A 13941-nucleotide genomic window follows, 5' to 3' on the forward strand; every position below is an offset into this window, starting at 1 on the left:
TAGCAAACTACTAAGATCGTAAATTTTTTCTTTTTAAAATGTTCAATTTGGAGTAATAATCTTTATTAGTGATAGATTATTAATTGTTGATGTTGTAAAATGGGATAAAGCCTAGATATCTATTTTCTTGAATTTACAAATTATAAAGAATCCTTAGATGATTAAAAATTTATATAAAGAAATGGAATTAGTTAAATTTTCAAGAAATTTAAAATATTTACTTTTGTTATTCAGTCCTTTAATTTTAAATGCAGGATTAGTAAAAAGTTCTGATCTTATGCAATTTTCTGGAGTTGAAAAGATAACATCAATTGATTTCGATAATCTCTACTTTGAAAACACCATATCATTTGAAGATTATGATTCTTATTCCCATCAATTTGATAATTTTTTTGGGATGAATTATTTAGAAACAGAAAATAAAAGAAATTTCCAAGATTTATCCATATCTTTTGACTCCAAAAAAATAAGAGATTTATATGAGTATATGCTCGAAGGTCATACAAATATTAAAAAAATCAGCAAAGACAAAGAAGTTTTCTATAAAAAAAAGATTTAAGTCATGAATTTAATTTATAAAAAGCAATTAAAAATCAAAAAATTAATTTTTGTTTTTCTATTTATATTAAATCCCTTATTGCTTAATGCTATCGCAAATACTAAATATGCAGATAAGAGTGAAATAAATAAAAAAATAATTGAATCAAATGAAGATCTAAATACTGATTCCAAATTAATAAATGAAGCAATTAATGAAGCAAAAGAACTTATACCTTCTATTGATGATTTAGTAGAAAATGTAAGCGTTGAAGAAGTTAAAATCAATACAAATTATGAGGATAATGAAGAATTAAAAAAAATTAAAAAAGAGGATGATTTTTTAAAAAATGACAATTTAGATAATAAAGCTCTAGATTTATCCAATTCAAAAAAAGACTCAATTCAAAGAAAAAAAATAATAATAGATCTTAATGAAACAACTATTGATAACAAAGCATTAAAAGAAAATTATTTACCTACACCAACTGTAGGGGATATATCAGTTGGTGAATTTGAAATCCCAACAAGGGGCTATGTGAAATTAAATCCAGAAAAACTCTCATTGAATCTTGTTAAAGCAGATGCCCTAGAAACATTGAAATTAATTTCAAAGATTTCAGGTTATGGAATGGTTATAATTGAAAACCCTAAAGAAGAAGAAAAAAATGAAAGTGAAGATAGGATACTTCCTTTGATTACAGTAAACTTTAATAATGTTGATATTTCAGATGTTTTTAATAGCATTCTTATGGCGTCTGGCTTGCAAGCAAAAATTGAAAAAAATATAATCTTTGTTGGTGAAAACATTTTTAACAAAAGCTTGATTCCAAAAGTATCAAAAACTTATCGATTAAATCAAGCAAATGCAGCATCTGTAGGTGATTATTTAGCAACATTAGGCGCGAGGATTTCAAAAGTTCTTTTAAAAGGATCCTCAGTTGATGGTGAAGAACTTGGAGATTCTTTCGTAACCAAGGCTGAATGGAATGAAACTTTTATTAATTCATATGGTACTCAGGGAGGACCTTTGCAAGGACTTCTAAGTACAGTCGATTTAAGGTTGCAAACTATAACTTTAATTGGAACTAATGATTTAATTCTCACTGCCGAAAAATATATAAAATCTTTAGATGTAAGGCATAGGCAAGTAGCATTATCTATAAAAATAATTGATGTTTCATTAACCAAAAATGACACAACAAATAATGTTTTTGATTTAACCAGTGGTTCGACTTATCTTATTAATAATGGTGGATTGGCAATATTAACTGGAAATCAATTTGCTAGAGTTCCATCTGGCGGAGCAGTTGATGCTTCAGTAAGCGGTACTGCTTTAGGAAATAATAATTTTGCTAATTGGATAGAAATGAAAATAAAAAATGAAAATGCAAAAATTATGGCTTCACCAACATTGATACTGGGTGAGAATGCTGATGCGATGGTTTCGGGTGTTGCATCAGCTACCGGAGGGTTGGATTCTGCAGCAATAGGCAGACCATTCGCAAATGAAGGTTTTGTTAAGGTGGGAGAAACCGTTACAGTATCTTATGATGTCTCTACCGAAGATGGTGTAACAACCTGTGCTGCTACTCCTGGGACTGCAGGAATAACATTTGGTGCGAAGGTTGATAAAATTGACGATAATGGGTACGTAACTTTTTCTTTGAGTCCTGCCATTTCAGCTGTCACAAAGACTGAAACTGTAGGAAGTTGCGGAACCGCAAGTACTTTAAGTGTTAGAAAGTTAGATACTGGTTCTATAAGAGTTAAGAATGGAAATACATTAATTCTTACTGGAGTTCTTAAAGATGAAGATAATGTAACAACAACTAAAACCCCCTTGCTTGGTGATATCCCTATACTCGGAAGATTATTCAGAAAAAATTCAACTGTAAAAAGAAAAAGCGAATTAATAATTCTTGTTACTCCTAGAATATTAAATGACTAATTTCTTCTTTTTATGTAAATAAATTTAATTTATAATGAACAAATTAAACTTTAAACAAAACGACTTACTTCGAGAAAGGAGGAAGGAACAATATTTATTAGAGCCTTATTTTATAGATAATAGAAAGTTTATTAAAAAAGGAATTTATATTGGGATTAATATTATTTCAATAGCTTTAATTTCTGGATTCGCATTTATCTTAAGGTCCCAGATATTAGAAAATAAGAAATTGCAAATTAAAAACTATTCCGATGAATATGATTCTTTGCAAATTAAATTAAATACAGAATCTAAAGAACTTAAAAATGTTGCAAGGTTTAATACTAATCTTAAAAATTCAATCGTTAATATTAGTTCAAGTTCAGCTCTTCTAAAAGAAATTTCTTTACTAATACCTAAAAAAATTTATTTATCTGTTTTAAGTACTCAAGGTAATAATTTGACTTTGAAAAGTATACAAAGTGGTCAGGAATATTTAAGTTATATAAATGGATTTTTGATAAGTCTTAATAGTTCAGAATTTATTAATTTTAATCAAATTGATTTAGCAGATATTAAATCTGATGAAACAAATAGTGGTACTTATGTTGCAACTATAAATACTAAAATTACTAATGAATATAAAGATATTAATCAAAAGTATTTAAAAAAATTAGGTTCTTTTGGACTTTCTAACAGAATTGAACTTTTAATAAATATAGAAAATATAAAATGACTGAATCTAATTTTAAAAACAAAAGATTTATTACGCCAGAAAAATCAGCTGTATTATTGCCAGTAATAATATCATCTTTTATTTCTTTAATAATAGTAAGTGCATTTGTTATCCCTAGATATATAAAATCAAATAAAATAAATAAAGAATATAAAGAATTTTTAAGAAAGAAAAATGAGCTTCCAAATTTAAAGGCTGAATATAAAATAATCAATGAAAAGCTTCAAAAGTTAAATAAAGAAAAATATCAGATAATAAATTTAATTTCAGGCACTTCTAATCTGGAAACTTTTCTTTCTAGATTAGGTAATTTAGCAGCAAAACATAATATCAATATTTCTTCGATTACTCCTAAATCTTCAATAATGTATGTTCAATCACAAAATAGTGATTTGCAAAATGAATTAAATTTAAATCCAGATTCCTTGCTTGTTGAGGGAGTAAAAAAATATAATATAGAAGTTAATTTTAAGTCAAATTTCAAGGACCTATTATCATTTATAAGAAATTTAGAGTTTCAAGAAAATGTAATTTTATTTAAAGATATTAAAATTGCCTTTGCTGAGGAAAATAATGATGAAAAAAAGAAAGAAGTTCCTGCTGAATTACTCGATATATCTCTAAAAATGAATGTCTATGGAAAAATTTGAATCATTTATTTCATAGAAACTTATTAAAATTTTAAAATGACTTATCTTTATGCTGGATTAGGGATTGCCATGATTTCAGGAATTGCTGCAATGATGCAAATTGGAAATAATATTAATACTTTAATTCCTTTGAGTGTTTTAAAATTAGATAACTATAGTAATTCCCCATTAGCAGGATATGATAGACAAATAATGAAAATTTTATATAGTCAAACTGTGCCAGATAATGATATTTGTACTTATGTAAAAAATAGTATCTCATCTCCAAAATATGAGGATGGTGAAGTCTTTGTATCTACAGGTACCCAATCTCCCTCTACACATACAATTTTCTCAAGAAATTGTTCGTTGATAAATAAATCAAATAAACATAGAGTTATTATCACTAATTCTTCGAATGAAGCTTACAAATATAAGATGTTTTCCTGTTATCTAGAAATTGAACCTTTTTGTAGTTTCGAAATAAATAAATAAATAAATAAATGATTTCTTCTCTTGTTGGTGCAGTAATAATGTCAGCAGCAACTGTCTCAATGCTAGTGGCATTAAATATAAGTAATAACGCCCTTAACAAAGTTGGAAAAAATCCAATAACTGAACAGGAAAAAGAAATTCTTTTAAATGCAGGATTCACATCAGGGGATTTCGATTTAGTGAATCAAGATATTGAGATTCTAAATTTTGAATAGCGTCTTTATCATGAATAAAAAAAGATTAAAAAATGAAGGGATGACATTACCGGAATTAATTTTATCTGTTTTAATGCTTTCAGCTTTTACAGCTGTTTTTGCAGTAGTGACACAGTTTACTGCAAGATTTTTTCAACCTCTTAATCCTTCATCGAGTGATATCTCTGATTCTTCTGAAGTGGATTTAAGTGATATTCTCAATGATCAGATTCAAATTAATGAAGCTTTTGATTCGATTGTGAGTTTTTTATCTGAACCAGGTATCGATAGAAATTATATTTTAAATTTAAAATGTACATCTCTTCCTAAATTAGAATGGGATATCCCAGGCATTAGTAATGATGCAATACCAAATACGTACAAAATTTGTATAAAACCCTCGCAACTTTCTGAAAGTTCTTATTTAGATTTAAATAATTCTATTGGCAAGCCTGGTATTTACATAATTTATGCAAAACCTAATAATGGGATATCATATAATGCAACTCCCATAAGAAGAATTTTTTGTAGACCTAAGCCTTTTTGTACATTATGACTTTATCCACTACAAAAAAGAAAATTAATGACTATACCTTTGAGGATTTAAAAACTTTCTTTCTTAACTTAACAAGAAAGATAAGTAGTAAAATTATTTTAATAGAACTTGGAAACGAATTTTTTAATATAGCCATAGCTAAATGTCAAAATAAAGAGTTATTGATAAAAAAGGTTTATAGACAAAAATTGCCAACTGAGGCATTAGAAAAATTCATACCTAAAGATCCAGTAGCGTTTGGAAATATGATTTTAGGAGTTCTACAGGAAAATAAATTACCTGGGCAAAGGGTAGCAATTTTATTACCCTCTGATACTTGTTATACCAGATTGATAGAAATACCTGAAAATATTGATCAAGATAATTCAAAAGAATTTTTAGAAGATCCTAGTTCTGGCATTCAGATTCCAATCTCTATAAATAACTCTGACTATGATATTCATTTAACTTCTTTGCCAAAAACAAAATTAAAAAATAAAGTTTTTAATAAATATTTTCTAACTTCAATTCCTAAAAAAAATGTAAATTTAGTTATAAATACTTTAAAAAATGCAAATCTAGAATTGTGCTCTCTCCAAATGAGTCATATATGTTTGGCAAATTTATTAGAAACGCAAATAAAAAAATTAAATAATAATCAACTACTTATTTCTTTGGAACTATTGGATGAATTTAGTCAGTTCATTATTTTCGATATTTCCGGGCCAATTTTAATAAAAAGATTTGGATCTATTCGTAATTATCCATCAATTGAAGAGAGGCTATTACTTAATAAGGAGAGTAACAATAATAATAAGAAACAAAAAAATAACTACTATCCAATTTCAAAACTAGATGTAAAAGTATTAACAAGAGAAATAAAAGATACTTTCACAAATTTCTTGAATGTAAATAATCTAGACATGGAAGGTAAAGTCTTTTTGTCAGGAAGGAATAGTCAACACACAAATCTTGTAAAGGTTTTAGGAGAATCGTTGAATATGAATGTCTCTTTGATTTCACCAATTGGGAATCCAAGATTGAGAGAATTCGACTACGATCCTGAGAAGATTGATCAATTTTCCATGTCAAGAATTATTGGTTTAGGGATAAGTTTATTAAGAGACGACTATATTGAAAATTTAAATGATGAAGATAAATTTGTTATTGATAAATATGTAAAAGTTGATTCAAAAGAAAATTTATTAAATGGTGGCTCTGAGAATTCAGAACAAAAGAATAAAACTCCAAAAAAGAAAGTAGAAGGGAAGGAAAAATCTAATGAACTCCCACCGTTACCCGATTTAAAAATAGGATCAGATAAAAAGAAAGTAGAAGAAAAGAAAGTAGAAGGTAAGGGAAAATCTAATGAACTCCCACCGTTACCCGATTTAAAAATAGGATCAGATAAAAAGAAAGTAGAAGAAAAGAAAGTAGAAGGTAAGGGAAAATCTAATGAACTCCCACCGTTACCCGATTTAAAAATAGGATCAGATAAAAAGAAAGTAGAAGAAAAGAAAGTAGAAGGTAAGGGAAAATCTAATGAACTCCCACCGTTACCCGATTTAAAAATAGGATCAGATAAAAAGAAAGTAGAAAAGAAAGTAGAAGAAAAGAAAGTAGAAGGTAAGGGGAAACTTAAAAATTCTTCATTAATTGAGGATGAGAAAAATAATAAAGATGGGTTTAAGATGGATACAACTTTTCTTGATATTGATTAACCCATTTGATTTATAAGATCAAACATTGGTAAATAAAGAGCGATTACAATTGTACCGACTATTGCAGCCACAACAAATATGACTGTTGGCTCCATTGCCTTAGTTAAAACTGTTACTGCTTCTTCAACTTCTCTTTTATAAAATTTTGAAAGATTTTCGAGCATAAATGATAAGGCACCCGTTTCTTCTCCAATTTTAATCATTGAGACTAATAGTCTTGGAATAACCTTTGATGAAATTAATGAGTAACTAAGTTCTTGTCCTTGAGTAACTAATGTAATTGATTTTCTTAGTGCTATTTTAATTATTTCATTATTAGAGGCATTTATACATCTTTGTATCCCTTCTACAAGAGGAACACCTGAGTTGATAAGTGTACTTAAAGTGTCAGATATGGAAACAAGCTCTGATTTTAATAATAAATCTCCAAAAAGAGGAATCTTTAAAAATAGTCCATCAAAGAACTCTCGGCCTGATTGGGTTTTATAAGTTGTATTATAAAGATATAAAATTGTAAATATAGAAATAGGACCACCTATTGCAAAACCTAAAGATGTAACAATCTTAGAAAGTGTAAGCATAAAACCAGTAAGTGCTGGTAATTCTGCACCCATGCTTTTAAACATTTCATCAAAAGTTGGAACTATAAAAATCAAAAGAGCAAGACTAATAGTTACTGCTAACACTAATACTGCAACAGGATAAATTAAGGCGCCTGTTATTTGACCTTTGATCTTGCTTCTAGCTTCTAGTAGTAAAGCTAATCTTTCTAGTACTTCAGATAATATACCTCCTGCTTCACCTGCTTCTATTAAACCTACGGTTATGGGAGTAAATATTCTGGAGTATGAATTAAGACATGAAGATAATTCCTCCCCACCTGCCAATTTCTTAGATATGTCAAAGATACAAGCCCCAAATTTTTTGTTTGTCATGTTCTCAGCTAACAATTCAAGCCCTTGAGCTAAAGGGACACCACTTGTAAGCATTACTGACATTTGTCTGAAAAATACTAAAAGATCTGCTTGAGGGACCTTTAATTTTGTATTTGGCTCGTAGTCCAAATAAGACGACTCTCCTAAAGTTATTCCAAAGACGGTAACTGGGGGAGTTCTTTTTGATGATTGACTATCAGCCGTTGGAGCGCCGTATTCAGCCATAATTAGTCATTTATAGCCTTTTTATTGGAGGCTTTCCCTAAGGCTTCTTCCTTAGTTATTAATCCATCTTCATATAATTTATTAAGGCATTGCTCTAAGGTATTCATCCCTTCTTGGCTTCCTGTTTGAAGTTGTGAATATATCTGACTTACTTTTTTTTCTCTTATTAAATTTCCAATGGCTGGGGTATTTACCATTAGTTCATATGCTAATGATCTTTTGCCTTTTGTATTTTTACATAATGTTTGAGACATTATTCCTGCTAATGATGTGGATACTTGAAGTCTTGCTTGTTCTTGCTGGTCAGCAGGGAATACATCAACAATTCTTTCAACAGTTTTAGCTGCGGATGAAGTATGGAGAGTTCCTAGAACTAAATGTCCAGTTTCAGCAGCAGTTATAGCAAGTTGAATTGTCTCCAGATCTCTCATTTCTCCAATATAAATAACATCTGGATCTTCTCTTAAGGCTGCTCTCAAAGCAGTAGAAAAAGAATTTGTATCTCTTTTAACCTCCCTTTGATGAATAATGGAATTTTCAGAATGATTGAAAATAAATTCAATAGGATCTTCAATAGTTAAGACATGTCTGCATTGAGTTTCAAGCATGCAATTAATAAATGCTGCTAAGGTTGTTGACTTCCCAGAACCCGTTGGTCCTGTGCATAAGACTAATCCTCTATGAAGCTTAGATAAATTAATGAAAGAATCTGGGAGGCCTAAATCTTGCCACTTTGGAAGATCATTTGGTAGAAGTCTTAGAGTTAAACATCTTTTTTCATTGGCAACATAAGCATTAATTCTTAATCTAGATAAACCCTCAAGACCAATAGATGTATCCAGATCTCCAGATTGATTAAATTCTTTTAATTTATCTTCACCCAATAATTCCAAAAGTAAGCTGTTCATATCTTCAGATTTTAGCTCTTGAGGACTTATTTTAATATCAGAATTAACTCGAACTGCTATGGGGGAATTTTCCTCTAAATGAATATCTGAGGAACCAGCTTTAATAGCAAAACTAACTATTTCTCTTGCAATAGACATAAATTAATTTTTAATCTGAGGTACAAACTCTTTTAACTTCCGAAATGGTCGTTAAATGTTCCTTAACTAACTCTATCCCATATTGAGTTAAAGTTAACATTGAATTTTCATTGACAGCTAAATTTTCAACTTCTCTTGTAGTTTTTCCATCAGTTAAGGCTTTTTGTATTTTTCGATCGAGAATTAAAAGTTCATAAGTACCTATTCTTCCTTTATAACCCGTTCCATTACATTTAGAACAAAGAGTTCCTTCTTTTTTTCTTGATGCTTTTTCTTCAGCAGTTAATTTGTTTGCATACATAACTGGTGTATTTACATTTATGTTGTATTCTCTTGCTTCATTTTCATGTATTGGTCTTTTTACAGAACATCCTGTACAGACTTTTCGTAATAACCTTTGGGCTAAAACTCCTCTAACACTCGAATTTAATTTATATTTTGGAACCTCCATATCTAGAAGCCTTGTTAAAGATGTACATGATGAGTTCGCATGTAAGGTGGTAAATACTAGATGCCCAGTCTCAGCAGCATCAAGAGATGATTCTGCTGTTTCTGGATCTCGAGTCTCTCCAATTAGAATAATATCCGGATCTTGTCTTAAAAAGGTTCTTAATAATTTAGCAAAATTTTCACCTTTAGCTTTATTTACTTGGACTTGGCTTATATCGCCTCCGAGATTATATTCAACGGGATCTTCAGCTGTAACGATGTTAACCTCTCCGTTATCTTTTTCTCTAAGCGCAGCAGCTAGTGTGGTTGACTTCCCAGACCCAGTGGGCCCGGATACTATTATGATCCCATTTGTGGTATTCATTATTTTTCTAAAATCAGTTCTGACTTTTTCAATATGTATTAATGTGTCTAAATTTAATACTGAGGCATCACTATTTAATATTCTTAAAACCATTTTTTCACCATCTTTTATTCGTACTGTAGAACAACGAAATTCCATTCGATTGCCTTCAAATTTTCTTAAGATTTTCCCATCTTGACTTGCTCTTTTTTCCGCAATATCCATATTCGCCATATTTTTTAAACAAGCTACAAGTTGCGCCCCAGCTTTTCTAGGCATAGTCATGAAATTCTGCATTACACCATCTTTTCTAACCCTAATTTTATATTTATCTTCTTTTGGCTCAATATGTATATCTGAAACATTGTCTTTTTTTGAGTTTATAAGTATTGCTCCCGCCGCATTTTGAATTTTACTCTCTAACATCTCAGTTGCTAAATCAAGATCTTCTTCTTCAACGGGACCCTCTCCATCATCATCAAATTCGAAGTCAAACTTGTCTTCATCAATATCTGAAGTGGCTTTTATAGCCTCTAATACTGCATCTTCATCAAATTGAGATAGCTCTATACTATCTCCGCTAATAAATCTTTCTTCCGAAGCAAGGTCTAAAATTTCCTGTATCTCTTCTTGTGATCTTTCAACAAATTCGCATTTTTGACCCGACTGACTTAATCTCGCTTTTATTGGTTCTGCAATGGTTCCAAGATAAGAATAATTAGCGATAGCAATTTTAATTATTCCTTTTTCCATAGGTAGAGATGTTTCTACATACAAAGGCACAACAAGATTATCTCTACACCACTGGAGAGAAAAATATTTATCTACTAATTTCCTTACACTATTAGCTGTAACCTTGTTGTCCAATTTGAATTATCTCCAACACTTACATTCAGGCAGTAATCTTTTGTACTTTGGACTCCTACATAATCTTGGTTTAACACCTGGACATTTAACTGGAGGGTCTCCTGGTCTCAATCCGGGGACCTCTTTGGGAGGATCTGGTATGGGAAGAATAGGAGGAGGAGGAGGAACTGCTCCACATGTGGTCGTTTTGTATGCTTCTAAAGTTGTAAGTTCCTCACCATTGCAGAGCCAAACAGCTTGTCCACATGGAGATGGTCCTGGTGTGGGACCATAAACATACTTACCTTTCTTTTTATTAGATAAGGCATTTTGCCGGTCGCTTTCGCATGCTTGTTTTTTGACTTTGGTGTCATATTCGGTCCAATCCGCTTTACTTGTAAATTCATTTCCAGAATGGAACCAATAAGGTACTCCTCCACATTCAGGATTTTTTGTTTCTGAATTGCCATTGGGACTTATATAGTTTTTATTATTTCTTTTATTTGCTCTCCATTCAGCACAAGCCTGACCATATTTTGCTTTTAAAGCAGCCTCCACTGCAGCAGCACTACTAACAGGCGTGCCTTCGAAAGCCCAAACTTTGCTTGTACAAGTTTCTTTTTTCTTATCCCAGCTTACATATTCTCCACTACTGGACTTGGAAAGCCAATCTTGGTACTTAGAGAGACATGTTGATTTCGCTTTGGCTATTGCAGCCAGTCTTGCGAACTCCGCTTTTTGTTCTTCAGATAAACCGCAATTTTTGCCAGCCCATCCTTTACAAGAATTTAGTGAACGAGGATTGTCCGATGGAGTTGCTGTTTTTAAAACTTTTCCTTCACTAGAAATTCTGAAGTCAAATGCATATAAAAATTTGTCATTATCTTTTAAAGGTTTAATAGCTAAATGGCTACATTTACTCTTATTCCCATCAATTTTGTAACCTAGAGTTTCTAACTTGTCACTATCTATATCGTCTGGGACTGATTCATTTACGAACTTCACTGGATCTGTTGAAATTCTATATTTACCCAGGCAATCAGATGCATATGCATTCATAAGAGCTTTTGCCTCTTCTGCCTTAGATAATTTGATAGTATTTAATACCCCTGGTATTGCAAATGTTGCGAGTGAAGCCAGAGCCCCAATAACTACTACTAATTCAACTAATGTAAAACCGCTGTTATAGCTATATACTTTTTTAAGTTTATATTGGATCAATTTTGTATACCAATATTTATTATTTAATTATATATATAAGTTTAATTTGAGGCAAATGATTGAAATTTTTAGATTAGCCTTAATTTATTTTAATTGATTTTTTAAAGAAATAATGAATTCCTCATCTTCAAATAAAATAGTAATCTCAGAATCTAATAAATTTAAATTCCTTACTTTTGCACCATTTGGTAAATATTTAGTATTGACTCCTCCAATTGAATTTATAGTAATTGTTCCTTCTTCTCCTAAATAATTAATAAGTGCAAATGTCTCTTCTGAATTTGAGATAAATCCCTTTAAGGTTAAATTTGATAATAAATTATTATTGCCTCCGCTTTCAAAACTAAAGGGATCATTTTTACCATATTTCATAGAAGAAGAAATCTCATTTTTCTTCTTAAAGGGTAAAAGTTTATTTTCTACTTTAATTTTTGCAGGTTCTTGGGATTTACGCTCAACTATTTCTGACTTTCTAATGGGAGGTTTGAAATTTGAGAAATCAAAGTTTTCTTTTTTACTATTGTTACTACAACTTGCTATAAATAAGGAAGCAATAATTAAAAAAAATGGTTTTAATTTAAGTTTTTTATACATTTAAAAAAATCTCAAGCAAATTGCTTGAGATCGATAAGTTTATAGAAAAAATTAAAATATTAAGTATAGGTAATACTATTTATTACCAAGAATATTCAAATTTACCCGCAGAATTTTTGGTTTTTGTGCAACCAGGAGCATCAGTTACATCTGTGGAGTACGTGCATGTTTTAAAAACCTCACCGGTAGCAGTATTCATTTCAATAAAGAAATCTGCCTCTGTTTTAGTTTTATCAGCTTCGGCCTGAGCGGCGTAACAACTGTCTGTCAATGCTAGTGTTCCTTTGGTCCACTTAGATAATGTATATCCAGAGTAATTACCTTTACCTGATTGTGCATCCGCAAATGTTGTACTCTTATTGTCAGCATCTCTAACAATGCATTCTTTTAAGATATTTGCTAAACCATTTTTGGCGGCAGAAGCTCTAGCGTTGGCCTGAACTCCAACAAAAGCAGGAACTGCAACAGCAGACAAAATAGCTAAAACAGCGATAACAACAACAAGTTCAACTAGAGAGAAACCTTCTTCACCTGGCTTAGCTGATAATGTTTTTTGTACTTTTTTACTCTTTAAAAAGTTTTCTAGAATTGTCATGAGAAAATTAATTTAGTAGACTCAAGTTTTGTTTTAAAATTATATACACTATCTAAAAAAATTACAACAATCCCTTAAATATAAATGCTTTTGACAATAAACATTTTTCAAAGTTTTCTAATAGGCATATGTATTGGGAGTTTTCTGAATGTAGTTATTTATAGACTGCCAGTTGGTCTTTCAATTATAAAACCAAGGAGTTTTTGCCCTAAATGTAAAAATAAAATACCATGGTCTTCAAATATACCTTTGCTAAGTTTCCTTTTTCAAAAAGGCAAATGTTCATTTTGTAATTCAAAAATAAGTTTTCAATATCCTTTGATAGAAATTATAACGGGAGTGCTTTTTATAATTTTTAGTTTTTCATCATCATATTTTTATTCTTTTACTTTATTTGTTCCTTTTGAGAATTTGTTTAATTGGACTTTTCTCTCTATTTTAATTGTTATTTCTTTTATTGATATCGAACATTTTTGGATTCCCCAAAGTCTTATAAACTTTGGTTATGTTACTGGGTTAATAAATTTATTATTTGTAGAATTTTTTAAAAATGAATTATTTAATGAAAGTATTCTATTAAAAGGTATCTCCGGCTCAATAGGAGCCTATATTATTTTTGAATTTTTACGATTTGCTTCAAAACTTTATTTTAAAAAAGAAGCATTAGGCAAAGGAGACTCGAAATTGGTCTCAATGTTGGGACTTTGGCTTGGACCGGTTGGAGTGGTATTAGGTATTGGAATAGCTTATGTAATAGCAGCTATATTTCTACTGTTCGCCTTCAAAGCTAAAAAAATCAAGAAAGGATCGATTATTCCATTCGCACCATTTCTATCTTGTGGTGGACTTTTGGTTTGGTTATTTGGTAATTATTCTTTGGTGAATTTAATTTATAGTCTTCAGTTGTAA

The 13941-nt window shown here is 30.3% G+C and carries 15 protein-coding genes; 9 read left to right on the top strand and 6 right to left on the bottom strand.

The window, feature by feature from the left end; genetic code table 11:
* Window positions 1-181 precede the first annotated feature (181 nt).
* From HA143_RS03580 to HA143_RS03615, 8 genes are read left to right on the top strand one after another with little or no spacing between them, the layout of a single operon-like run.
* Window positions 182-559: a hypothetical protein gene (locus tag HA143_RS03580; protein WP_209083259.1), complete on the top strand. Its 378-nt coding sequence runs from the start codon at window positions 182-184 to the stop codon at window positions 557-559.
* A 3-nt stretch (window positions 560-562) separates the two neighbouring features.
* Window positions 563-2488: a hypothetical protein gene (locus tag HA143_RS03585; RefSeq protein WP_209083260.1), complete on the top strand. Its 1926-nt coding sequence runs from the start codon at window positions 563-565 to the stop codon at window positions 2486-2488.
* A gap of 34 nt (window positions 2489-2522) precedes the next feature.
* The gene (locus HA143_RS03590) at window positions 2523-3203 is read left to right on the top strand and encodes a PilN domain-containing protein (protein ID WP_209083261.1); all 681 of its coding nucleotides are present in this window, start codon (window positions 2523-2525) and stop codon (window positions 3201-3203) included.
* Window positions 3200-3853, top strand: a complete 654-nt coding sequence (locus HA143_RS03595) for a hypothetical protein (RefSeq protein ID WP_209083262.1) — start codon at window positions 3200-3202, stop codon at window positions 3851-3853. The genes HA143_RS03590 and HA143_RS03595 overlap by 4 nt, the downstream gene beginning before the upstream one ends.
* Before the next feature lie 36 nt (window positions 3854-3889).
* Window positions 3890-4327, top strand: coding sequence for a hypothetical protein (locus tag HA143_RS03600; protein ID WP_209083263.1), 438 nt, complete (start codon window positions 3890-3892; stop codon window positions 4325-4327).
* A gap of 8 nt (window positions 4328-4335) precedes the next feature.
* Window positions 4336-4542 carry a hypothetical protein gene (locus HA143_RS03605; RefSeq protein ID WP_209083264.1) on the top strand — a complete coding sequence of 69 codons (207 nt, stop codon included), beginning with the start codon at window positions 4336-4338 and terminating at the stop codon, window positions 4540-4542.
* 10 nt (window positions 4543-4552) lie between these two features.
* Window positions 4553-5077 carry a hypothetical protein gene (locus HA143_RS03610; protein ID WP_209083265.1) on the top strand — a complete coding sequence of 175 codons (525 nt, stop codon included), beginning with the start codon at window positions 4553-4555 and terminating at the stop codon, window positions 5075-5077.
* The gene (locus HA143_RS03615) at window positions 5074-6777 is read left to right on the top strand and encodes a hypothetical protein (RefSeq protein ID WP_209083266.1); all 1704 of its coding nucleotides are present in this window, start codon (window positions 5074-5076) and stop codon (window positions 6775-6777) included. Before HA143_RS03610 ends, HA143_RS03615 begins: the two co-directional genes overlap by 4 nt.
* On the opposite strand, the gene HA143_RS03620 is transcribed toward HA143_RS03615, so the two are convergent.
* The 6 genes from HA143_RS03620 to HA143_RS03645 form a co-directional block, all read right to left on the bottom strand.
* The gene (locus HA143_RS03620; protein WP_209083267.1) at window positions 6774-7937 is read right to left on the bottom strand and encodes a type II secretion system F family protein; all 1164 of its coding nucleotides are present in this window, start codon (window positions 7935-7937) and stop codon (window positions 6774-6776) included. The genes HA143_RS03615 and HA143_RS03620 overlap by 4 nt on opposite strands.
* A gap of 2 nt (window positions 7938-7939) precedes the next feature.
* Window positions 7940-8983: a type IV pilus twitching motility protein PilT gene (locus tag HA143_RS03625; RefSeq protein WP_209083268.1), complete on the bottom strand. Its 1044-nt coding sequence runs from the start codon at window positions 8981-8983 to the stop codon at window positions 7940-7942.
* A gap of 10 nt (window positions 8984-8993) precedes the next feature.
* Window positions 8994-10643, bottom strand: coding sequence for a GspE/PulE family protein (locus HA143_RS03630; RefSeq protein WP_209083269.1), 1650 nt, complete (start codon window positions 10641-10643; stop codon window positions 8994-8996).
* A 6-nt stretch (window positions 10644-10649) separates the two neighbouring features.
* A complete protein-coding gene (locus HA143_RS03635; protein ID WP_209083270.1) occupies window positions 10650-11843 on the bottom strand; it encodes a type IV pilin protein in 1194 nt (397 codons plus the stop codon).
* Window positions 11844-11927: 84 nt separating this feature from the next.
* On the bottom strand, window positions 11928-12437 hold the full coding sequence (locus HA143_RS03640; protein WP_209083271.1) for a hypothetical protein: 510 nt from the start codon (window positions 12435-12437) through the stop codon (window positions 11928-11930).
* Window positions 12438-12519: 82 nt separating this feature from the next.
* Window positions 12520-13032, bottom strand: coding sequence for a prepilin-type N-terminal cleavage/methylation domain-containing protein (locus HA143_RS03645; protein WP_209083272.1), 513 nt, complete (start codon window positions 13030-13032; stop codon window positions 12520-12522).
* Window positions 13033-13116: 84 nt separating this feature from the next.
* Here HA143_RS03645 and HA143_RS03650 point away from each other — a divergent pair, with 84 nt between their 5' ends.
* Window positions 13117-13941, top strand: coding sequence for a prepilin peptidase (locus HA143_RS03650; protein ID WP_209083273.1), 825 nt, complete (start codon window positions 13117-13119; stop codon window positions 13939-13941).

The sequence above is a fragment of the Prochlorococcus marinus CUG1415 genome (assembly GCF_017696015.1).
Taxonomy (GTDB): domain Bacteria; phylum Cyanobacteriota; class Cyanobacteriia; order PCC-6307; family Cyanobiaceae; genus Prochlorococcus_A; species Prochlorococcus_A marinus_AE.

Bases quoted from the DNA above. Each gene is read 5' to 3' on its own strand.
- HA143_RS03580 (WP_209083259.1), top strand. From the start codon at position 182: ATGGAATTAGTTAAATTTTCAAGAAATTTAAAATATTTACTTTTGTTA.
- HA143_RS03585 (WP_209083260.1), top strand. From the start codon at position 563: ATGAATTTAATTTATAAAAAGCAATTAAAAATCAAAAAATTAATTTTT.
- HA143_RS03590 (WP_209083261.1), top strand. From the start codon at position 2,523: ATGAACAAATTAAACTTTAAACAAAACGACTTACTTCGAGAAAGGAGG.
- HA143_RS03595 (WP_209083262.1), top strand. From the start codon at position 3,200: ATGACTGAATCTAATTTTAAAAACAAAAGATTTATTACGCCAGAAAAA.
- HA143_RS03600 (WP_209083263.1), top strand. From the start codon at position 3,890: ATGACTTATCTTTATGCTGGATTAGGGATTGCCATGATTTCAGGAATT.
- HA143_RS03605 (WP_209083264.1), top strand. From the start codon at position 4,336: ATGATTTCTTCTCTTGTTGGTGCAGTAATAATGTCAGCAGCAACTGTC.
- HA143_RS03610 (WP_209083265.1), top strand. From the start codon at position 4,553: ATGAATAAAAAAAGATTAAAAAATGAAGGGATGACATTACCGGAATTA.
- HA143_RS03615 (WP_209083266.1), top strand. From the start codon at position 5,074: ATGACTTTATCCACTACAAAAAAGAAAATTAATGACTATACCTTTGAG.
- HA143_RS03620 (WP_209083267.1), bottom strand. From the start codon at position 7,937: ATGGCTGAATACGGCGCTCCAACGGCTGATAGTCAATCATCAAAAAGA.
- HA143_RS03625 (WP_209083268.1), bottom strand. From the start codon at position 8,983: ATGTCTATTGCAAGAGAAATAGTTAGTTTTGCTATTAAAGCTGGTTCC.
- HA143_RS03640 (WP_209083271.1), bottom strand. From the start codon at position 12,437: ATGTATAAAAAACTTAAATTAAAACCATTTTTTTTAATTATTGCTTCC.
- HA143_RS03645 (WP_209083272.1), bottom strand. From the start codon at position 13,032: ATGACAATTCTAGAAAACTTTTTAAAGAGTAAAAAAGTACAAAAAACA.
- HA143_RS03650 (WP_209083273.1), top strand. From the start codon at position 13,117: ATGCTTTTGACAATAAACATTTTTCAAAGTTTTCTAATAGGCATATGT.